The following is a 21305-nucleotide window of genomic DNA, read 5'->3' on the forward strand; positions in this document are numbered from 1 at the left end:
AGGTCTATCCCCGCACGGTGAAGGTGATGTTGTGGCGGTAATCGGTGCCGTCGCGGGCGGTGCCGGTCAGGCGCAGACGCCAGCGGCCCTCGGACACCTCAACCGGTGCGGTAAAGGCCCCGGCGTTGCGGGTCAGCTCCAGCAGTTGATCTTCCTCGCGGTTGGTGGGGCGGGTCAGAAGCGCCTCGAATTCCGCCGGCGCAACGGGCTGGCCACTGTCATCGACCAGATGCAGGGTCAGCACACCGGACTCGGCATCAACCTCGACCGAGGCATTCCAGCCAAGCGCCTCCTGTGCATCGCGCCTCAGATTGAAATCCTGACTGTCCGCGTAGGAAGACGACACCTCCAGCCCCGGAAATGTACTGACTGCATTAAATGCCATGAACAGGTTCACACCGATGATGATGCCGAATCCGGCAATGAAGATCATCAGAACCTTGCGGCCGGTCAGTTCCCGCCCCCCCGATGGTTGGTCTGCATTGCTCATGTCAGTTCTCCCGTCCGTTGAATACGGTGTCCTCAAAGGTCCGTGTGCCGCTGCTCTGGTCTTCCACCCAAAGGCGGAAATCGGTGCGGTCCTGGCTTGCTGCCGGATCGCCCGGGCGTGCCAGGACATAGACCCGCTGCAACTGGGTGGTGTCGGCGGGCACAGTCACGGTCAGGAGATCGGTGCCCTCCAGTTCCACCCGCAGGATCTCGTCCGAGGTCAGCGAGATGTGGAAGTCCGTCGCATCGTGCTGCATGTTTCTGATCCGCACGTCATATGTGTTGCGGATGGTGCCATCAGACAGCGTCACATAGGTCGGATTGCGCACCGGCGACACGGTGATGTCGATGTCGGACCGAATGAACAGCATCACGGTCAGGCCGATGCCGATTGCGGACCACAGCACGGTGTAGATGATCGTGCGCAGACGGAAGATGTGCTGCCAGACCGGTTTCTTTGCATTACCGGCTCGCTCATTCGCCTCGTCCGTCAGGGCCATGTAGTCGATCAGGCCGCGTGGCTTGCCGATCTTGGCCATGATGTCGTCGCAGGCGTCGATACACAGCGCGCAGGTGATGCATTCCAGTTGCTGACCATCGCGGATGTCGATGCCCACAGGGCAGACATTGACGCAGGCCATACAGTCGATGCAGTCGCCAAGCTGGTCGGCATCCGCGCCCTTGCGGTGCTTGCCGCGCGGTTCGCCCCGCCATTCACGATAGGCGACAGTCAGCGAGTCTTCATCCATCATCGCTGCCTGAATCCGCGGCCAGGGGCACATGTAGATGCAGACCTGTTCGCGCATGAAACCGCCGAACACGAAAGTGGTGAATGTCAGGATGCCGATTGTGACATAGGCCACGTAGGGTGCCTGCAAGGTGACCAGATCAACCAGCAGGGTCGGCGCATCGGTGAAGTAGAACACCCAGGCCCCGCCGGTTGCCACGGCGATCACGAACCAACTGATGTACTTGAACACCCGGAGGCGGATCTTCCTGCCGTCCCACTTGGCTTTCCACAGGCGCAGGCGCGCGTTGCGGTCGCCTTCGATCCAGCGTTCCACCGTATAGAAAAGGTCCGTCCAGACGGTTTGCGGGCAGGCATAGCCGCACCAGACCCGCCCAAGCGCCGAGGTAAACAGGAACAGGCCAAGGCCTGCCATGATCAGAAGGCCCGCGACGAAGTAAAACTCATGCGGCCAGATTTCGATCCAGAAGAAGAAGAAGCGGCGGTTGGCTAGGTCCAGCAGCACCGCCTGATCGGGCAGCGAGGGGCCACGGTCCCACCGGATCCAGGGCGTCAGGTAATAGATGCCCAGGGTCACAATCATGATGATCCACTTGAGGTTCCGGAAATTGCCACTCACGCGCTTGGGAAAGACAGGTTCACGGGCGGCATAGAGCTTTTTCGGTTGTTCTGTGGAACTCATGACTGAGTCGTCCCCTTACGTGCAGATTGCCTTGGCTTGTCTGGTGTTTAGGCGCGGGGGCAGTTGCGAACTTTGACGTGGATCAAGAATCGCCGCTGCACTGCAAAAAAGATGAGTTGCCGGAATAGGTTTTGCAGCCTGATGCGACAATATCCCCGCCTGAAGCGAACCAACCGGCCTTGGGGCAAGGTCGGCATATGACCAGCGCTCTGGGGTCGGATCTGCGGATGGGTCAGCCCACGCAGGATTGCTGTGACCTGCACAAGGGAGACTGCGTCATGACAGGTGCCGCGCGGGACAAGGTAGGTGTCGGTTCCGCAGGAAACGCGCGAACAGGACCAGAACCGACACCCTTTCCATCGGCCGGGAGGGGCCTCCGGATCTCTTGTCTCTTGTGGTGTCGGCCCTGCAGGAAACGCGCGAACAGGACCAGGGCCGACACCAGTCCCGCCGGCCGGGAGGGGCCTTTGGGATCTCTTGTCTGTTTTGGTGCCGGCCCTGTAGGAAACGCGCGAACAGGACCAAGGCCGGCACCGTGCACCGAAGACCGGGAGGGGTCTTCGGATCTTGTGTCGGGGATTACTCCCCGCCGCCCAGAGAGTGGACGTAGATGGATACCGAACGAATCTCGGCTTCGCTGAGACGACCGGCGGCGCTGGCTTCCGCCGACCACGGAGGCATTACACCGAAGCGGGAGAAGCGCACGGTGTGTTCCAGCGATGCCTCATCCCCACCATAGAGCCAGATGGCGTCGGTCAGGTTGGGGGCGCCGAGGAACCGGTCTCCGGTACCGTCATCCATGTGGCAGGATGCACAGTTGTTGATGAACACCTCTTCGCCTGCGGCGGCAAGCGTCGCGTCATGTTCCTGGTTCGACAGGTTGCGGACATACTGCACAACACTCGTGATTTCCTCATCCGACAGGATCTCGTCGAAGGCGGTCATCTCGGAGTAGCGGGCATCGAAGTCGTCCTCGTTCCGGATGCCGTGGCTGATCGTGTAGTGGATCTCGTCGATCGAGCCGCCCCACAACCAGTCATCATCCAGCAGGTTGGGATAGCCAACCGCACCAGCCGCGCCAGAACCGTGGCACTGCGCACACCAAGTGCGGAAGATCGCGCCGCCGCCCTGGATTGCGTAGTTGTAGAGGTCGGGGTTCTCGTCGGCATTGATCGCCGCAAGCTCCACCTCTTCGATCTGCGCACGGATCGGAGCGTTCATCTCTTCGAAGGTTGCGATATCGGCAGCCACTTCGCCCCGGGTCGAATACCCCAGAACACCGGATGTCGCGGAACTGACCAAGGGCCAGGCCGGATAGAGCACGGTATAGATCACGCCCCAGGCGATCGTGGCATAGAAGGTCCATAGCCACCAACGCGGCATCGGGTTGTCGAACTCCTTGATCCCATCCCAGATGTGACCGGTGGTATTCGGATCACCCTCTTGCAGGATCTGTTCTTCGGGATGTTTTTCTTCGGTCATTGCCGCGCCTCCGTAAGATGGGCGTCCTGGGCGCCGGGCAAAGGCGCCCGGGCCGGCTTGTCGTCATGGCGGAAGGGGATGTTCGCGGTGTCCTGATGGACCTTGCGGCTACCCGGCCGCAAGGTGAACAGGATCACAACGACGAAGACGAGGAACATGAAAACCAGTCCCCAGCTTCCCGCGAAGACCCGCATGATGGTGTAGGTATCTTCCATCTGTCAGGCCCCCATTACCGGCTTTCGTCGGGCGTGAAGGTCGAGAAGTCGACCAGCGTGCCCAACATCTGCATGTAGGCGATCAGAGCATCCATCTCGGTCACAGCCGGATTTCCGTCAAAATCGCGCACCTGCGCCCCGGGATAGCGTTCCGCCACCGCGTCATCACCGAAATCGGTGGCCTGTTCGACAAAGTCGTAGGCCGCCTGCTCGATCATGTCGTCAGTATAGGGCACACCCACGATCCGGTGCGTCGCCATGAGATCGGCGATATAGCCGGGCTCGATCTCGGTCTCGGCAAGGTAGCCGTAGGACGGCATCACCGATTCCGGCACCACCGACTGCGGATCGGTGAAGTGATCCACATGCCATTCGTCCGAGTAGCGGCCACCGACGCGGGCAAGGTCAGGCCCCGTCCGCTTCGATCCCCACTGGAACGGGTGGTCATACATGGACTCTGCCGCGAGGCTGTAGTGCCCGTAGCGTTCCACCTCGTCCCGCATCGGGCGGATCATCTGGCTGTGGCAGACATAGCACCCTTCGCGAATGTAGATTTCGCGCCCGGTTAGTTCGAGCGGGGAGTAGGGGCGCATGCCCTCCACTTCCTCGATCGTGTTGTCCAGGTAGAACAAGGGGGCGATTTCCACGATCCCGCCGACGGTGACCACCCCAAGGCTCAGCACCAGCAGGAGGGTCGCGTTGGTCTCGATCTTCTTGTGTCCGTCGAGAAAAGCCATCTTGGTTCCCTCCTTATTCTGCGGGTGCCGCAACGGTGGTGTCTGCCTTGGCAGCCCCTTTCCGCACGGTCATCCAGAGGTTGTAGGACATGATCAGCGCACCCCCGAGGAACATCGTCCCACCCAGGCCACGGACCACATACATCGGGAACTTGGCGGCCACGGTGTCGGCGAAGCTGTTCACGAGGAAGCCTTGCGCGTCGACTTCACGCCACATCAGGCCTTCCATGATACCGGTCACCCACATGGACGCCGCGTAGAGCACGATGCCAATGGTGGCGAGCCAGTAGTGCCAGCTGACCATCCGCAGGCTGTAGAGCCGCTCGCGGCCCCAAAGCTTGGGAACGAGGTAGTAGAGCATCCCGAAGGTGATCATCCCGTTCCAGCCGAGCGCACCGGAATGCACGTGCCCAATGGTCCAGTCGGTGTAGTGCGACAGCGAGTTCACCGCGCGGATCGACATCATCGGACCTTCGAAGGTCGACATGCCGTAGAAGGCCACCGAGGTCACCATCATCCGCAGGATCGGGTCCGTGCGCAGCTTGTCCCATGCGCCCGAGAGCGTCATCAGACCGTTGATCATGCCACCCCAGGAGGGCATCCACAGCACGACCGAGAACACCATGCCAAGGGTCGAGGCCCAATCCGGCAACGCGGTGTAGTGCAGGTGGTGAGGACCAGCCCAGATATACAGGAAGATCAGGGCCCAGAAGTGGATGATCGACAGCTTGTAGGAATAGACCGGACGCTCAGCCTGCTTCGGAATGAAGTAGTACATCATGCCCAGGAAGCCCGCGGTCAGGAAGAAGCCCACGGCGTTGTGGCCGTACCACCACTGGGTCATGGCATCCTGAACGCCTGACATCAGTGAGACGGAGCGCGAGCCGAAGATCGACACCGGCACGGCCAGGTTGTTCACCACATGCAGCATGGCAACGGTGACGATGAAGCTGAGGTAGAACCAGTTGGCCACGTAGATGTGGGGTTCCTTCCGCTTCAGCAGCGTACCGAGGAAGAGCAGCAGGTAAGCCACCCAGACAATGGTCAGCCACAGGTCGATATACCACTCGGGCTCTGCATATTCGCGGCCCTGTGTCCCACCCAGAACATAGGCCGTTGCGGCCAGCAGGATGAAGAACTGGTAACCCCACAGCACGAACCAGGCCAGACCGCCGCCCCACAGGCGCGCGGCAGAGGTCCGCTGCACGACATAGAAGGACGAGGCCAGAAGGCCGGTGCCGCCGAATGCAAAGATCACCGCCGAGGTGTGCAGCGGGCGCAGGCGGCCGAAGTTGAGATACCCTTGCGCCCATTCGAAGTTGAGCTCGGGGAAGGCCAGCTGAAATGCGATGAAGACCCCCACAAGGAAGCCCACAACGCCCCAGAAGGCCGTCAGTGCCACGCCGACCCGAACCGGGCCGTCCATGTATTCCGTTTCCAGCACCTCAGCCGGTACCGGTTCATCTGTACGGCGCAGCTGCCACAGGAAAAGCCCTGCTGCTGTCACCATGACCAGGATCATATGGATCATATAGATCATGTCCCGGGCATAACTGGCCGCGATTGCAGCCAGCACTGCAACCAGGCCAAGGATCAGTAGCTTTAGATAATCAAGCATAGATCGTCCCTTCGTCGTGCCCCGGTGCCGACTCGGGTAGAGCCTTCCGGGACTGTTCCATCTGCCTCCAAATCGCGCAGGTGCAGCATTGGGGCCTTGATCCATGTCAAGTTTGACGAAGGTTCCTGTTGATGCAGGTCAATGTGTGTCCGTGACGTGCACGATAATGATTAATCAGCAGCCACGGAGGACCAATCATGGCCTACAAAACCGTTTTCACCGTTATTACCGATCTTGCCGATGTGGGGCCGGTGCTGGAAGCCGCCCTGCCCTTCGTTCGGTCCGAGGGTGCGCATCTGAACGTGCTTTGCCTTGGCATCGACCGGACCCAGACCGGGTATTATTTTGCCGGGGCCACCGCGCTGATGCATGAAGAGACCCTGATGCAGGCACAAAGCGAGGCCAAGGACATCGAAGCGGCCGTACGCGAACGGCTTGGCCGCACCGAGGTCAGCTGGGGTGTCGATGCCGTGGTTGCCCAGACCGCCACGGTCGCGGGGCTTGTGGCACGGCGCGCGCGCTTTGCCGATCTGGTAATGCTTCCCAAACCATATGGGCCGAACCGAACGATGGATGCGCCGGTGATCGTCGAATCCGCCATGTTCCAGGGGCAAGCGCCGGTGATGGTCCTTCCCGGCGACGCAGCGCCCGGCACCACGCCCTCCAAGGTCGTCATTGCCTGGAACGAAAGCGCCGAGGCGATGTCGGCGGTGCGCCGTGCCCTACCCCTTTTGGTTGCGGCGGGCGAGGTCAACATCCTGATCATCGACCCGCAGACCCACAGCACCGACAGCGCCGACCCCGGCAGCGAGCTGTCCGAGATGCTGAACCGCCATGGGGTGAAGGTCGAGGTTTCGATTGTCGCCAAGACCCTGCCGCGCGTGTCTGACATGATCCTGCGCCATGTCTCCGATCAGAATGCAGAATTGCTGGTGATGGGGGCCTACGGGCATTCCCGCTTCCGCGAGGCCATTCTGGGTGGGGCAACCCGCAATCTTCTTGAGCAGGCCGAAGTTCCGGTGCTGATGGCTCACTAGGCTGCGTCGATCCAGCTGCATCGGTAGGAGGGGCATCCGCAGGGTGCCCCTTTCCTTTGGGCAACAGTCTGAAATCGAAACAAAATTAGGCCGGTATGAGTTTTCCGTTGTGTAAGTGTTTTTTTTACACTATAGTGAGTCGCATAGCCCGAACACACATATAGGACCCAAACCAATGTTCTGCACCGCCCATCACCAGCCCCGCCCGCGCCCCGCCACTGCCGACATCGCCCGCACATCCGACCGCCGCGTTCGCGTTGCCGCCGACAAGCCCCGCGCGCCCGGTCAGATCTTCACCGATTTCGCCAGCATCTGAAATTTCAGGATCCGGTCAGATATAGACGCCGCCATCAGCGTCATCGCCGGTTTCATCCATCAGCGCCTCGACATCCGGCACGATGATATGGCGCTTGCCCTTCAACTCGATCACGCCGTCGCGCTTCAGCGCAGACATCTGGCGGCTCACGGTTTCCAGCGTCAGGCCCAGATAATCGGCCATTGCCTCGCGGGTCAGCGGCAAATCGAACGCCAATTCCGTCGCATTTTTCGCGTTTTTTAAACTCGCATCGCGCCGCGCAATAATCGACAGGAAGCTCGCGATCTTTTCCCTTGCGGTCTTGCGCCCCAAAAGCAGCATCCATTCCCGCGCCGCGTCCAACTCATCCAGCGTCATTTCCAGAAGCCGCTGGCTGAGATGCGGTGTTTCTTCGATCAAACCCTGAAACGGGACACGACGGAAACAGCACAACATGACATCGGTCGCAGCGGTCACATCGTAGGACACTGATTCGCGGTTCGGACGACCCAGGAAATCGCTTGGCAAAAGCAGGCCAACCATCTGGCGGCGACCGTCTTCCATGGTCTGAGTGAGCGAGGCAACACCCTCGACGACAGAGGCCACGAAATCCATCTTGTCGCCGGCCCAGGCTATGGTCTGCCCGGCCTCGAAACGCCTGTAATACTTGATCGCGTCAAGTTTTTCGAGCTCATCGCTTTCGCAACGGGCGCAAACGGCGCGGTGCCGGATCGGGCAATCCGCACATGCCATTTCCGAGAGTGCCAGCGATCGATTGGGCATTTGCGTTTCCTTAAGCTCCGCTCGAAATTTCGACATTTGATCTCGATCAAATACAGCCTGTCCTGCGCCCCCTAAAGCTATCGCAATGGAAAACCTTGCGCAACTTCGTCGCCTCGGACTCTTCGAGGCTAAAGTCCCGCGTTACACGAGCTATCCGCCTGCCACGAAGTTCTCGAACGACGTGGATTCAGGCGTGTACGCGGACTGGATCAATACAATACCCGCCGCAACGCGGGTTTCATTGTATCTGCACGTGCCCTTCTGTCGCAGGCTGTGCTGGTTCTGTGCCTGCCGTACCCAGGGTGTGCGCAGCGACGAACCTGTCCGCGCCTATCTGGAGACGTTGAAGCAGGAAATCCGCAAGATCGGCGCGATGCTGCCCGAAGGGGTCGAGGTCGCGCGCCTGCATTGGGGTGGGGGCACCCCGACGCTGCTGTCCGATGCCATGATCACCGATCTGGCCGAGGAACTGGCGCGGGCATTCCCATACTCAAAGGACCTGGAGTTTTCTGTCGAGATCGACCCCAACGAGATCGACGCCGCGCGGCTGGACGCGCTGGCCGGTGCCGGGCTGAACCGCGCCTCGATTGGGGTGCAGGATTTCGACCCTGGCATTCAGAAGATCATCGGCCGCATCCAAAGCTACGAGGTCACCCGCGATGCTGTGGAACAGCTGCGCGCACGTGGCATCACCTCGCTGAATGCCGATATCCTATTTGGCTTGCCGGAACAGAACCAGAAGCGGATTTCGGATTCAGTCCAGATGCTTCTGTCGCTCTCGCCTGACCGGGTCGCGCTGTACGGCTATGCGCATGTGCCGTGGATGGCACGGCGGCAAGCCATGATCCCGACGGATTCCCTGCCTCGCCCGGAAGAACGGCTGGAACTCTTTGAAACCGCCCGCCGCCTGTTCAAATGGGACGGCTATCAGGACATCGGCATCGACCATTTTGCAAAACCCGATGATGGCTTGGCCGTGGCCGCCAAAACCGGGCATCTGCGGCGCAACTTCCAGGGCTATACGGACGATACCTGTGACGTGCTGATTGGACTTGGCGCGTCCGCCATCTCGAAATTCCCGCAAGGCTTCGCGCAGAATGCGTCGGGCACCGCCGACTATCAGAAAGCGGTCCGCGCCGGGGAACTCGCCACCGGTCGGGGTCATTGCTTCAAGGGCGAAGACCGCCTGCGCGCAAGGCTGATCGAGGCACTGATGTGCGATTTTCATATCGACACTGCCGAAATCCGCCGCGATTTCGGGATTGGAAATCAGCAGCTGGAAACTTTGTACCGCACGGCAGAGCAGGCATTTCCCGCCATGGTGACATGGGATGCCAAAGGCTTTCAGGTGCGGCAGGAAGGCCGTGCGCTGACCCGGCTGATCGCGCGCGCCTTCGATGAATACGAGATGCGCGAAGAGGGCCACAGCTCAGCCATCTGAACCGTGCGGCCCAGCTCAGACGCGGGTCTGCCCGAAGGCTGCTGCCATCAGTTCCCTCGTGTAGGCCGTTCGGGGGTTACGGAAGATCTCGGCATTGGTGCCCGCCTCGACGATATCGCCCTGCTTCATGACGATCACCTTGTGGCTCAGGGCGCGCACCACCTTCAGGTCATGACTGATGAACAGATAGGCCAGGTTGTGCCGTTTTTGCAGCCGCCGCAGCAGATCGACGATCTGCACCTGAACCGTCATATCAAGCGCGCTTGTCGGTTCGTCCAGCACCACCAGCTTCGGGTTCAGGATCATCGCCCGCGCGATCGCGATGCGCTGCCGCTGGCCACCTGAAAACTCGTGCGGGTAGCGGTGCATCATGTCGGGGTCCAGCCCCACTTCTGTCAGGATATCCGCCACAAGCTCATAACTATTGTGATTGCCCGCAACCTCATGAACACTCAGCCCCTCGGCCACGATCTGTTCAATGGTCATTCGCGGCGACAGCGACCCGTAAGGGTCCTGAAACACCACCTGCATATCCTTGCGCAGCGGTCGGATGCGGGTGGAATTCCATCCGGCGATATCATTGCCCACAAAGGAAATCCGCCCCTCGGAGGACAGCAGCCGCAGAATCGCCAGGGCCAGTGTGGTCTTGCCGGACCCGGATTCACCGACGACCCCGAGCGTCTCACCCTGACGCACGGAAATCGTGGCCTCATTCACCGCCTTCACATGGCCAACCGTCTTGCGCAACAACCCGCGCTGGATCGGGAACCAGACACGCAGGTTTTCCGTGCTGACAATCTCCTCCGCGTGGTCCGGCACCGGGTCGGGTTCGCCCGAAGGCTCTGCCGCCAGCAGGGAGCGGGTATAGGGATGTCGCGGGTTGGCGAAGATGTCTTCCGTTGGGCCAGCCTCCACGATCTCGCCGCCCTTCATGACGCAAACCTTATCGGCGATGCGCCGCACGATGCCCAGATCATGGGTGATGAACAGCAGGCTCATCCTCTCGGACCGTTTCAGATCAGCCAGCAATTCGAGGATCTGCGCCTGAATGGTCACGTCGAGCGCCGTCGTGGGTTCGTCCGCCACCAGTAGATCTGGCCCGTTGGCCAGGGCCATGGCGATCATCACCCGCTGCCGCTGCCCGCCCGACAATTGGTGCGGATAGGCGCGCAGGCGGGTTTCGGGGTCGCGGATGCCAACCTTGCGCAGCAATTCCAGAATGCGAGCCTGGGCATCTCCTCCGGTCAGGTTCTGGTGCAGGGCGAGGCTTTCCCCCAACTGCTTCTCGATCGTATGCAGCGGGTTCAGTGAGGTCATCGGCTCCTGAAAGATGAAGCTGATATCGTTGCCACGCACACGGCGCAGATCCGCCTCGGGTGCGTCGATCATCTCGGTGCCTAGGTACCGAACCGATCCCGACACTTCGGCGCTTTCGGGCAGCAGCGACACGGTCGACAGCGCCGTGACCGACTTGCCCGACCCGGACTCGCCCACCAAAGCCACGGTTTCGCCCTTGCCGACCTCGAAGCTGACATTCTTCACGGCATCCGTCGTGGCGCCGTCCTGGGTGAAGCTCACCGACAGGTTCCTGACCTGAAGCAACGTCATTGGAAGGTCTTTCTGGGGTCGAACGCATCGCGCACGCCTTCGAAGATGAAGACGAGCAGCGACAGCATGAAGGCGAAGGCCGTGAAGGCTGTGAAGCCGAGCCATGGGGCCTGAAGGTTGTTCTTTGCCTGTAACGTCAGTTCGCCGAGCGACGGGGCAGAGGAGGGCAGGCCGAAACCAAGGAAATCGAGCGCAGCAAGCGACCCGATGGTGCCCGTCACGATAAAGGGCAGCATCGTCAGCGTCGCCACCATTGCATTGGGCAGCACATGGCGGAACATGATCGTGCCGTTATCCACCCCAAGCGCCCGGGCAGCCCGGACATATTCAAAATTCCGCGCCCTCAGGAACTCTGCCCTGACCACGCCGACAAGCGCCGTCCAGCCGAAGAGTGTCATGAGGAAGACGAGTAGCCAGAAATCCATTCGGAAGATCGCCGCCACGATGATGATGATGTAAAGGCTCGGGGTCGCCCCCCACAGCTCAATCACCCGTTGGAACAAGAGGTCCACCAACCCGCCGAAATAGCCCTGAACCGCACCCGCCGCGATGCCGATGACCGAGGTCAGGAAGGTCACGATCAAAGCGAAGGCAACGCTCAGCCGGAAGCCATAGATCACGCGGGCCAGCACGTCGCGAGCGGTGTCATCGGTGCCAAGCCAGTGGTTCGCATCGGGCGCGGACGGGGCCGCGCCACCGATATCGTTGACGGTGTTGTAGCTATAGGGCACCGGCGGCCAGATCAGCCAACCGCGGTAAAATTCCGGAAAATCATCCTCCAGAGATCCATCCTGCGCGGCAGCGATGATCGCTTCGGGATCGTCCCAACAGGCATCCGCTCCACCGGATATGATCAGGCATTGCACCTCGATATCCCGATAGACAGCCTCGGTTCGGAAATCTCCGCCGAACTCCGTCTCGGGGTAGAAAGCAACGATCGGCGTGTAGAGGTCACCGCGATAGCTGACCAGAAGCGGGCGGTCATTGGCCAGTAGCTCTGCAAAGAGCGACAGGACAAACAGGATGCCGAAGATCCAAAGCGACCAGAGCGCCCTGCGGTTGGCCTTGAAATTGCGCCAGCGGCGTCGGTTCAGGGGGGAGAGGCGGGGAAGACGCATGGCTCAGGTCTCCCTCGATTCAAAATCGATCCGGGGGTCGATCCAGATATACATGAGGTCCGAGAACAGCCCCACGACCAGCCCGATCAGACCGAAGACAAAGAGCGTGCCGAAGATCACAGGGTAGTCCCGGCTGACCGCCGCCTCAAACCCAAGCCGCCCCAAGCCATCAAGCGAGAAGATCGTCTCGATGATCAGCGACCCGCCGAAGAACACCGATACGAACACCGCCGGAAAGCCCGCGATCACGATCAGCATCGCGTTTCGGAAAACGTGGCCATAAAGCACTCTGCCTTCGCTCAGCCCCTTGGCCTTGGCGGTCATCACATATTGCTTCTTGATCTCGTCGAGAAAACTGTTCTTGGTCAGCAGCGTCAGCGTCGCAAAGGCGGAAATGGTCGAGGCCAGCACCGGCAGCGTGATGTGCCAGAAATAGTCCAGCACCCTGCCGATCAGGCTCAACTCCTCCCAATTGTCTGAGGTGAGGCCCCGTAACGGGAACCATTGCCAGTAAGATCCGCCTGCAAACAGGACCAGCAACAGGATTGCGAAGAGGAAACCGGGGATCGCGTAGGCTACGATGATGACACCGCTGGTCACGGTATCGAACCGGCTTCCGTCCTTCACCGCCTTGCGGATACCAAGCGGGATCGAGACGATATAGGCGATGACCGTGGACCAGAGACCAAGGGTGATGGAAACGGGCATCTTTTCCAGCACCAGATCGACAACCGAGATGGACCGGAAATAGCTCTCTCCGAAATCGAAGCGCATATAGTCCCACATCATCAGGAAGAAGCGTTCCATTGCCGGGATATCCTCGGTCGTGCATTCCTCGGCCTCGATATCGGGTTCACCGGCATAGCCGTCTTCGCAGACGATCCGGGCGAAGTGGAACTCCACCTCCAGCTCGGCGATAAAATCGGGCGGCAGCCCGCGGGCGCCAAGGTAATTGTCTTCGCCCCCAAGCTCCGCGCCACCGGCCTCCGCCCCGCCGCCGGAGATACCGGCAAAGACGTCGCCTTCGCCCTCCAGTTCGGCCATGATCTGGTCGATCGGGCCACCGGGCACGAATTGCACGAGGGCAAAGTTGATCACCATGATCCCGATCAGCGTCGGGATCATCAGCAACAGCCGTCTGAGAATATAGGCGCCCATGTTGGCTTAGAACGCTCCTGCGTCGCGCAGGGCGGCCTCGGCATCCGGGTCGATCCACCAGAAATCGAGGAAGCCGAGCGAATAGGGCGGCAGGTTCTCGGGGTAACGGTACATGTCGTAATAGGACACCCAGTGGTTGGGGTTGTACCATTGCGGCACGCGGAACCGTTCCCACCGGAGGACGCGGTCCAGCGCGCTGACCGCGACATTCAGCTCTTCTTGCGTTTCCGCATCGACAACCGCTTCGACCAGCGCATCCACGGCCGGGTCGGCCACACCAGCGGGGTTGAAGACCGAGTCATTCGCCGTGGCCGAACCGAAATACTGGCGCAGGCCCGATCCGGGCTCATAGCTCATCGGGAAATGGTCGGTGATGATGTCGAAATCATAATCCCGTTCCCGCTGGCTGAACTGGGCATTGTCGACCCGGTTCAGGCGCGCATCAATACCGATGGCCTGCAGGTTTTCGACGTAGGGGTTGATGATCCGGTCAAAGAGCGGGCTGGCATTGAGGAACTCGATTTCCAGCGTGTCCCCCGCCGCGTTGCGCAGCATCCCGTCATCGCCGGGCGTCCACCCGGCCTCTTCCAGCAGGCGCAGGGCCTGCCTTGCGCGGCGGCGGTCGAAGGACCGGTCCGGGTTCGCCGGCTCAATTGTATAGACCGGCTCGCTCAACACCTCGGGGCGCAGAATGTCGGCCAGCGGTTCCAGCAGCGCCAACTCCGCGTCAGAGGGCATACCGATCGCGGACAGATCGGTGTTTTCCCAGAACGACACGTTCGGCGTGTAAAGACCGTAGAACAGGGTCTGGTTCGTCCATTCGAAGTTGAACATCAACGAAATGGCTTCGCGCACGCGCACGTCCTGAAACTGCGGGCGGCGCAAGTTCATCACGAAGCTCTGGCCGGAGGAAATGGTTCCGTCCGGGATTTCTTCGCGCACGACCAGCCCCTGTTCCAGCTTGGGGAAGTCATAAGCCGTGGCCCATTGGGCGGAACTGCTTTCCTGACGGAAGGTATATTGGCCTGCCGTAAAGCCTTCGAATGCGGCAATCGCGTCGCCGTAATACTCGATTCGGATCGCATCGTAGTTGTGGCGGCCCTGGTTGATCGGCAGATCATTGCCCCAGTAATCGGGATTGCGGCGGAAGACGGTCCGCTCTCCCACCTCGATACGGCCCACAATGTAGGGGCCCGATCCGATCAGCGGCTCCAACCGGCTTTCATCGAAATCCAGCCCGGATGCTTCATGGCTGGCGCGGCTGAAAACCGGCAGGCCGCCGGCATTGTCGATGCGGCCGCGCAGCGGGGCCTCGGGGTTGAAGTCGAAACGAACGCGGCGATCATCCAGAACTTCCGCCCCGGCAATGGTCAGCCCGATCGAAGCGCGGAAGGACGGCAGCCCCTCGTCGCGAAGGATCTCATAGCTGAACACCACGTCATCGGCGGTAACAGGGGTGCCGTCGGAAAAGCGCGCCTCCTCGCGCAGGGTGAAAATCACGTAAGATCGGTCCTCGGGATAGGCGATGCTTTCGCAAAGAAGGCAGTAGGAACTGCCGATCTCATCCGACGTGCCCTCCAGCATCGACTCGAAGAAGATCGAGGCCAGAAGCGCCGGGCGCCCCTGCCGGGTATAGGGGTGCAGCGAATCAAACGATCCCGACCAGGCGAAGGAAAACTCTCCGCCCTGCGGGGCGTCGGGATTCACGTAGTCCAGATGCTCGAAATCGGGGCCATAGCGCAGATCGCCGAAGGTCGAGACGCCGTGGGTGACGATCAGGTCACCGTCCTGCGAAAAACCGGGGGTGGCCAGAACCGATGCGGCCAGCAGGGGCAAGGCCATCCACCAGGAAACGGCGGGTCGGGTCGCTTGGCGGGTTCGGGTCATGCTGCGCTCCACTGCGAAATATCCTGCTTTGTATAGTTATGGGTGCCGATACCCTAAGGACCAGCCCCGCCTTCGTTCAAGGCGAATTACATTTTCGTGACCCGGAAAAGAAAAAGGCCGCCCCGAAGGCGGCCAAATCCTGCGCATCTGCGGCGAATCAATCGTCAAGCGAGTCCAGGTAGGCCACCATCGCCGCACGATCTTCCACGTCGCGCATCCCAGAATAGGACATGGCGGTACCGGGCGCATATGCGCGCGGGTTCTCAAGGAAGCTGCTAAGCGCTTCCGGCGTCCAGTTGCCTTCCAGCCCTTCCAGGGTGCCGGAATAGCCAAATCCTTCGACCGATGCGATATCGCTGTTGACCACGCCATAGAGCGACGGGCCGGTTCCGTTCTGGCCAGGCTCGACCGAATGGCAGCTACGGCAGGCCCGGAACGCGCCTTCGCCATCGGCGGGGTCAGCGGCAGCGAGGTATTCGGAGAAGGGCACTGCCTCCACCTCTTCCTCTTCCGCATGATCGCCGTCACCGGTGTCGATCACATATCCGGCGAGATGTTCGCCATGAGCATCGTGTCCGCCACCGACGCTATAAAGGCCGTCAGCAGCCCAACCGCCAAGAAGCAGAACAAGCCAGGCTGCGCAGACGCCGCCAACGGCCTTGGTGAGGGTCATCGTGTCAAACATGGTTATCCCATCCACATTTCGCGTTGGCGGGTATCTACCGGCTTTCCTGCCCGGCTTGCAAGGTGTAGTCAGCGCGACAGAACGCCCTTGTTGAAGAAAGTCAGTGAAATGACCGCTCGTATCGCCTTTCAGGGAGAACCCGGAGCCTATTCGCATCAGGCCTGCCACCAGGCACGCCCGCATCTGGAGGCCCTGCCCTGCGCCACGTTCGAGGACGTGATCGAGGCCGTACGGAGCGGCGCGGCGGTCGAGGCGATGCTGCCGGTGGAAAACTCCACCTATGGCCGCGTGGCCGATATCCACCGCCTGCTGCCCGACAGCGGTTTGCATATAGTCGATGAGGCCTTCGTGCGGGTGCATATCAACCTGCTGGGGGTTCCCGGCAGTTCCATTGCTGACATCACAGATGCCTGGAGCCATCTGGTATTGCTGCCGCAATGCGCGGGCTTCCTTCGCAAGCATCAGATCAAGGGGCGCGTCAGCCCGGACAATGCCCGCGCGGCCCGCGACATCGCGGAAAAGGGCAACCCGGCCCATGCGGCCCTGGCCTCGGAACTGGCGGGCGAGATCTATGGGCTCGACGTGCTGGCGCGTCATATCGAGGATCACGATCAGAACACCACGCGCTTCCTGATCATGTCTCAGCAGCCCGAAATGACCCGGCGGGCCGATCACATGATGACAACCTTCGTCTTTCAGGTGCGAAACATTCCGGCGGCGCTTTACAAAGCCATGGGCGGCTTTGCCACCAATGGCGTGAACATGACCAAGCTGGAAAGCTACATGGTCGGCGGCAGCTTTACTGCGACGCAGTTCTATGCCGATATCGAGGGCCACCCGGATGACAAGAACGTGCAACTTGCGATGGATGAGCTGAAATACTTCACCTCGCATCTGCACATTCTGGGAACCTACCCAGCAGACCGGCTGCGCGACTGAGGCCTATCCGCGCGCCTGCTGGCGGCGGTATTCGTCCTCATATTCGTTGGCCAGGGCCACGATCCGCGAATCGATCTTGCCCTGGATCTGGCGCCGCGCCAGCTTGACCGTTTGCAGGATCAACCTTGCCGCCAGCGTGGTCGCCTTCAGGTGAGCCGTCACCCGCACCTGCGTTTTCTCTGGCCCCAGGTCCTCGAAATACAGGTCGACATCTACGGTCATACCCCCAACGGTGGTTTTCATCTGGGCATGGTCTGGGCGGTTCAGCCGGGTGATGACGGCCTCAACCCCGCGCGCCTTGCCGCGCACAACCGCCGATCCGCGCCAGGAACAACCCTCTGCGATCTCGGTGAAGCCGTTAACCCGGCGGATATCGGCTCCGTATTGGCGGGCGGACGCTTCGTAGCGGGTAAAATCGGCAAAGCGGCTGAACGCGAAATCGCGGGGGACATCAACGTCTTCTCTGGTCTCGAAAATCATACTGGTCTGTCCCCGTTACAATCGTCAGTCTGTCTATGTTTGCCCGTCAGTCCAGCCTGTCTGCAAGCCAGTTTTCCATAAGAAACTGTGCAATCGCCCCTTTCCGGGCCGGCAGCAGGGTCGGGTGACAGCCCGCAAGGGCCTCGGCCAGCTCTTCCCGGCTGATCCACAGGGCGTCTTCCAGCTCTGCCGGATCAAGGGTGATATCCCGGCTCAGCGCCTCGCCCCAACATCCGAACATCAGCGAGGATGGATAGGGCCAGGGCTGGCTCGCGAGGTAGCCCACGCGGCCCACCTGCACCGCCGTTTCCTCCGCCACTTCACGGCGCACGGCGGCCTCCATCGTCTCGCCCGGCTCGATGAAGCCTGCCAGCAGCGAATACATGCCCTCGGGCCAGCCCGGCGACCGGCCAAGCAGCAGGTCGTTGCCATGGGTGATCAGCATGATGACCACCGGGTCAGTGCGCGGGAAGTGATGTGCACCGCAATCGGGGCAAGTCCGTTGCCAGCCCGCCTGTGTCATCCGGCTTTCGGTCCCGCAGCAGGCACAGAACCGGTGCGACCGGTGCCAGCTGAGCATCGCCTTGGCGGTGGCCGCCAGTTCAGCGTCTCGCGGGGTCAGCAAGGTCATGGCAAGACGCAGTTCCCGGAAGAGCTGACCGTGAGAGGCGGCGGGATGGGCCTGCACGCTTTGATCCGCGAAGGAGTTGAGCTGATCCGCATCCAGATCCTCCGGTTGCCAACGAGAGATATCGGCGGCAAAGCGCAAGGCCCCCTCGTCATCGCCTAGAAACAGGCGTTCGGCAGGCGCATCGGCAAGCATAGGATGGTTGCCTTGCACCCAGACCAGCCGCAATCCTCCCTCGTGCTCCTCCATCAACGGTTTGCCACGCCAGATGGGCAGCACGCTGCCGCGCCCATTCTCCAGCGCCGCAGCAAGCACGGCCTCATCCGCGCGCATCGGCGCCGCCCGATCGAGGCCCGATCCCCCGAAGGTGACTGTCTCCGCAAGCTTCATGTCCCTGCTTCCCGCTTGAATCCGTTAACCTTTTTTAAGGTTGCTATGGCAGGAATGTCGCAGAAGCGGGAAACAGGCGCAAACCGGAAATCCGCATCCGCGCGTCGCTGGTAATTTCCGGGCCAGTTGGTCTAGTAGGTCCGAGGACAGGACGACCAGAAAAGACATCTCATGCGGACTGAGGCAGACCGGCCAGCCAAACCGGCAGAGGGACGGCATTTGCGGCTCGTGGTGCTGGCGACGACCGACCTGCACGCGAACCTGCGCCCCTATAACTACTATCTCGACGGTGAGGCGGGTGACCCCTGCCTGGCCCGTATCGCGACGCTGGTCGACAGGCTGCGGGCAGCAGAACCGAACTGTCTGCTCTTCGACAATGGCGACACGCTTCAGGGCACCCCCCTGGGCGATGTGGCGCAGGAACGGGGCCTGACCGCCCCGCACCCGATGATCGCCGCGATGAACCACATGGGCTATGACGCCGCGACCGTGGGCAACCATGATTTCAACTACGGGCTGCCGTTCCTGGAGGCGTCCGTTGAAAGTGCGGAGTTCCCCGTTGTGCTTGCAAATGTCGATCGGGCCCACGGCACATCCCTGTTACCCCGCTCTGTCATCCTGAACCGAGAATTGCACGCGACCGATGGCGGTACCGAAATCCTGTGCATTGGCGTTGTCGGTCTGACACCGCCGCAGATCACGAAATGGGACAACACGCTTTTGAGCGGGAAGGTCCAGACACGCCCGATTGTCGAGACCGCAAGGACAGAGGCAAAGGCCCTGCGAAAAGCTGGGGCCGATCTGGTCATCGCGCTGTGCCATTCCGGGCAGGGGCCGGACCAAGACGCGCCCGATCTGGAAAACGCCCTGCTGCCCTTGGCAGCCTCGGACGCGATGGATGCCATCGTCGCGGGGCACACACATCGGGTCTTTCCCGATGGCTCGGACAAGGGGCTGATCCACGGCGTGCCCGTCGTGCAGCCGGGTTTCTTCGGATCGCACCTGGGACAGATCACGCTCGATCTGATCTACCGCGACGGCTGGCAGATCCGCGATGCCTTCTCCTGCGTTCATCCGGTTTTGCCAAAGGAGGGTCCGGTTCCGGCCTCGCCAGCCATCCTGTCCCAGTCGGAAGACAGTCACGAACAGACACTCGTCCACACACGGCGGCCAATCGGCGAAACACTTGCACCGCTGGAAACCTATTTCGCGTTGGCCGGGGACAGCCCGACGCTCGCTTTCATGGCAGAGGCAACCCTGACCCATGCCAGCCGCGCGCTGGAAGGGCACCCGCTGAACGGTCTTCCGCTCCTGTCCGCCGTGGCCCCGTTCAAGGGCGGCGGGCGTGGTGGGCCGGGATATTACACGGACATCCCCGTAGGCCCCCTGACCATCCGGAACGCAGCCGATCTCTACGCCTTTCCAAATACGTTACAGGTGCTGCGCGTGACCGGCGCGGACCTGACCGACTGGCTGGAACGCAGCGCCAGCGCCTTTCTGCAGATCACCCCCGGCGCGCAGGGACAGGCGCTGCTCGACCCCGGCTTCTCCAGCTACAATTTCGACGTGCTGTTCGGGCTGCACTATTCCATCAACGTCTCGCAGCCCGCGCGCTACTCGGCAGACGGGGAACAGGTTTTCCCCGGCCCCGGTCGCATCCGGGATCTGCGCTACAAGGGCCGAGACGTGGCACGCGGGGATGAGTTCCTGGTCGTCACCAACAGCTATCGCGCTGCCGGGGGCGGGCACCATCCGGCAGCGGCGCGGGGAGAGACTGTGCTGCAAAGCCCGCTTGCGGTGCGCAAATTGCTGGCAGACCATATCGGCGACACTGCTCCGATCCGCCCAAGCGCTCAACCGACATGGCGTTTCACGCCCTTGGGCGGGACGGACGTCACCTACGAGACAGGGCCCGGCGCGGTGGCGCATTCCAACCGCGCGGCGGCTTTGGGCTTGCGCCCGCTCGGGCCCGCCCCGAACGGGTTCTACCGTTTTGGAATGACGCTCTGACGCGCTTATAACTGCGCAGCGCTGAACGTATCGCAATCCGCGACCGCGCCAGACGCACGACCGTTCTGGAACCAGCGCATCCGCTGCGCCGAAGTGCCATGGGTGAACGTATGCGGGTTCGCCTGCCGACCGGCTCGGGCCTGTAGATAGTCATCCCCGATCCGCTCAGCGGCGTTCAATGCCTCCTCCAGATCGCCCGTCTCAAGAAGGTCCGAGACGTGATAGGCCCAGACCCCGGATAGGCAGTCGGCCTGAAGCTCCACCCGCACCTGTAGCGCATTCGCCTCGCGCTCGTTCATCGTGGCGCGCAGCTGGTGGACCTGCCCCAGAATGCCAAGCTCGTTCTGCACATGATGGGCAACCTCATGGGCAATCACATAGGCGGCGGCAAAATCGCCCCCGGCCCCAAGCCGCTGAGACATGAAGCCGAAGAACGCGGTGTCAAGATAGGCGCGCTGATCGGCCGGGCAGTAGAACGGCCCGGACGATCCCGACGCCCCGCCGCAACCGCTCTGAGTAACTTCGCTGAACAGCACCAATTGAGGGGCGCCGTAGCTGCGGCCAAGCTGATCGGGGAACACCTCCGTCCAGACGGTTTCCGTCGTGGTCAGCACCCGCGCAACGAAATCGCCCGCCTGCTGTTCGGCTTGGGTCAGTTCGCGCGATTCTGACGATTGCTGAGATGGGGGCGCCTGATCCAGAAGCCCCGTCACATCCACCCCGGTGAAATAGCCGATGGCCAGCACCACCAGCAGTCCTACGCCCCCGATGCCGCCCGCGGCCCGGCCACCCCGACCACGCCTGTCGATCACGTTGCGGCTGCGGTTCACTCCTCGAAGGCGCATGGGAAATCTCCTGTCTCAAATAGCGTGCGG

At 61.5% G+C, this 21305-nt stretch carries 20 protein-coding genes; 5 read left to right on the top strand and 15 right to left on the bottom strand.

Translation table 11 applies throughout. The features are described 5' to 3' along the window. Window positions 1-4: 4 nt before the first annotated feature. From ACOOEX_RS16940 to ccoN, 6 genes are all read right to left on the bottom strand, one after another. The gene (locus tag ACOOEX_RS16940) at window positions 5-490 is read right to left on the bottom strand and encodes a FixH family protein (RefSeq protein ID WP_420395932.1); all 486 of its coding nucleotides are present in this window, start codon (window positions 488-490) and stop codon (window positions 5-7) included. A gap of 1 nt (window position 491) precedes the next feature. After that, window positions 492-1919, bottom strand: coding sequence for a cytochrome c oxidase accessory protein CcoG (gene ccoG / locus ACOOEX_RS16945; RefSeq protein ID WP_420395933.1), 1428 nt, complete (start codon window positions 1917-1919; stop codon window positions 492-494). A 579-nt stretch (window positions 1920-2498) separates the two neighbouring features. Then, a complete protein-coding gene (gene ccoP / locus ACOOEX_RS16950; RefSeq protein WP_420395934.1) occupies window positions 2499-3401 on the bottom strand; it encodes a cytochrome-c oxidase, cbb3-type subunit III in 903 nt (300 codons plus the stop codon). Continuing rightward, window positions 3398-3616, bottom strand: coding sequence for a cbb3-type cytochrome c oxidase subunit 3 (locus ACOOEX_RS16955; RefSeq protein ID WP_127562891.1), 219 nt, complete (start codon window positions 3614-3616; stop codon window positions 3398-3400). Before ACOOEX_RS16955 ends, ccoP begins: the two co-directional genes overlap by 4 nt. Window positions 3617-3630: 14 nt before the next feature. Next, entirely contained in the window at window positions 3631-4353 is a 723-nt protein-coding gene (gene ccoO, locus ACOOEX_RS16960; protein WP_071689247.1) for a cytochrome-c oxidase, cbb3-type subunit II, read from the bottom strand. A gap of 13 nt (window positions 4354-4366) precedes the next feature. After that, entirely contained in the window at window positions 4367-5971 is a 1605-nt protein-coding gene (gene ccoN / locus ACOOEX_RS16965; protein ID WP_420395935.1) for a cytochrome-c oxidase, cbb3-type subunit I, read from the bottom strand. Between the two features lie 197 nt (window positions 5972-6168). Between ccoN and ACOOEX_RS16970 the strand changes: the two genes are divergently transcribed. Both ACOOEX_RS16970 and ACOOEX_RS16975 read left to right on the top strand, forming a co-directional pair. Next, window positions 6169-7008 (top strand): universal stress protein, encoded by an 840-nt coding sequence (locus ACOOEX_RS16970; RefSeq protein WP_420395936.1) that lies wholly within the window; start codon window positions 6169-6171, stop codon window positions 7006-7008. Window positions 7009-7183: 175 nt separating this feature from the next. Next, on the top strand, window positions 7184-7324 hold the full coding sequence (locus ACOOEX_RS16975) for a hypothetical protein (RefSeq protein WP_158514300.1): 141 nt from the start codon (window positions 7184-7186) through the stop codon (window positions 7322-7324). A 15-nt stretch (window positions 7325-7339) separates the two neighbouring features. On the opposite strand, the gene fnrL is transcribed toward ACOOEX_RS16975, so the two are convergent. Further along, window positions 7340-8086, bottom strand: coding sequence for a transcriptional regulator FnrL (gene fnrL / locus ACOOEX_RS16980; RefSeq protein ID WP_071689262.1), 747 nt, complete (start codon window positions 8084-8086; stop codon window positions 7340-7342). 85 nt (window positions 8087-8171) lie between these two features. Here fnrL and hemN point away from each other — a divergent pair, with 85 nt between their 5' ends. Then, window positions 8172-9527 (top strand): oxygen-independent coproporphyrinogen III oxidase, encoded by a 1356-nt coding sequence (gene hemN / locus ACOOEX_RS16985; RefSeq protein ID WP_420395937.1) that lies wholly within the window; start codon window positions 8172-8174, stop codon window positions 9525-9527. 15 nt (window positions 9528-9542) lie between these two features. Here the strand turns inward: hemN and ACOOEX_RS16990 are convergent, their stop codons facing one another. From ACOOEX_RS16990 to ACOOEX_RS17010, 5 genes are all read right to left on the bottom strand, one after another. Then, window positions 9543-11135, bottom strand: a complete 1593-nt coding sequence (locus tag ACOOEX_RS16990; protein ID WP_420395938.1) for an ABC transporter ATP-binding protein — start codon at window positions 11133-11135, stop codon at window positions 9543-9545. Further along, window positions 11132-12253 (bottom strand): ABC transporter permease, encoded by a 1122-nt coding sequence (locus ACOOEX_RS16995; protein WP_420395939.1) that lies wholly within the window; start codon window positions 12251-12253, stop codon window positions 11132-11134. The genes ACOOEX_RS16990 and ACOOEX_RS16995 overlap by 4 nt, the downstream gene beginning before the upstream one ends. Window positions 12254-12256: 3 nt before the next feature. Then, a complete protein-coding gene (locus tag ACOOEX_RS17000) occupies window positions 12257-13411 on the bottom strand; it encodes a microcin C ABC transporter permease YejB (RefSeq protein WP_420395940.1) in 1155 nt (384 codons plus the stop codon). A gap of 6 nt (window positions 13412-13417) precedes the next feature. Continuing rightward, the gene (locus ACOOEX_RS17005) at window positions 13418-15298 is read right to left on the bottom strand and encodes an extracellular solute-binding protein (protein WP_420395941.1); all 1881 of its coding nucleotides are present in this window, start codon (window positions 15296-15298) and stop codon (window positions 13418-13420) included. A gap of 157 nt (window positions 15299-15455) precedes the next feature. Continuing rightward, a complete protein-coding gene (locus tag ACOOEX_RS17010; RefSeq protein WP_420395942.1) occupies window positions 15456-15983 on the bottom strand; it encodes a c-type cytochrome in 528 nt (175 codons plus the stop codon). A gap of 108 nt (window positions 15984-16091) precedes the next feature. Between ACOOEX_RS17010 and ACOOEX_RS17015 the strand changes: the two genes are divergently transcribed. Then, window positions 16092-16922: a prephenate dehydratase gene (locus ACOOEX_RS17015; protein ID WP_420395943.1), complete on the top strand. Its 831-nt coding sequence runs from the start codon at window positions 16092-16094 to the stop codon at window positions 16920-16922. Between the two features lie 3 nt (window positions 16923-16925). Here ACOOEX_RS17015 and ACOOEX_RS17020 read toward each other — a convergent pair whose 3' ends face one another. Together ACOOEX_RS17020 and nudC are read right to left on the bottom strand one after the other, a co-directional pair. After that, window positions 16926-17402, bottom strand: a complete 477-nt coding sequence (locus ACOOEX_RS17020) for a hypothetical protein (protein ID WP_420395944.1) — start codon at window positions 17400-17402, stop codon at window positions 16926-16928. A gap of 46 nt (window positions 17403-17448) precedes the next feature. After that, the gene (gene nudC, locus ACOOEX_RS17025) at window positions 17449-18420 is read right to left on the bottom strand and encodes an NAD(+) diphosphatase (RefSeq protein WP_420395945.1); all 972 of its coding nucleotides are present in this window, start codon (window positions 18418-18420) and stop codon (window positions 17449-17451) included. Between the two features lie 171 nt (window positions 18421-18591). Here nudC and ACOOEX_RS17030 point away from each other — a divergent pair, with 171 nt between their 5' ends. Next, on the top strand, window positions 18592-20430 hold the full coding sequence (locus ACOOEX_RS17030) for a bifunctional 2',3'-cyclic-nucleotide 2'-phosphodiesterase/3'-nucleotidase (RefSeq protein ID WP_420395946.1): 1839 nt from the start codon (window positions 18592-18594) through the stop codon (window positions 20428-20430). Window positions 20431-20435: 5 nt separating this feature from the next. On the opposite strand, the gene ACOOEX_RS17035 is transcribed toward ACOOEX_RS17030, so the two are convergent. After that, window positions 20436-21275, bottom strand: a complete 840-nt coding sequence (locus tag ACOOEX_RS17035) for a neutral zinc metallopeptidase (protein ID WP_420395947.1) — start codon at window positions 21273-21275, stop codon at window positions 20436-20438. Window positions 21276-21305: the final 30 nt, after the last annotated feature.

It is taken from the genome of Nioella sp. (assembly GCF_965215655.1).
Classification (GTDB): Bacteria; Pseudomonadota; Alphaproteobacteria; order Rhodobacterales; family Rhodobacteraceae; genus Nioella.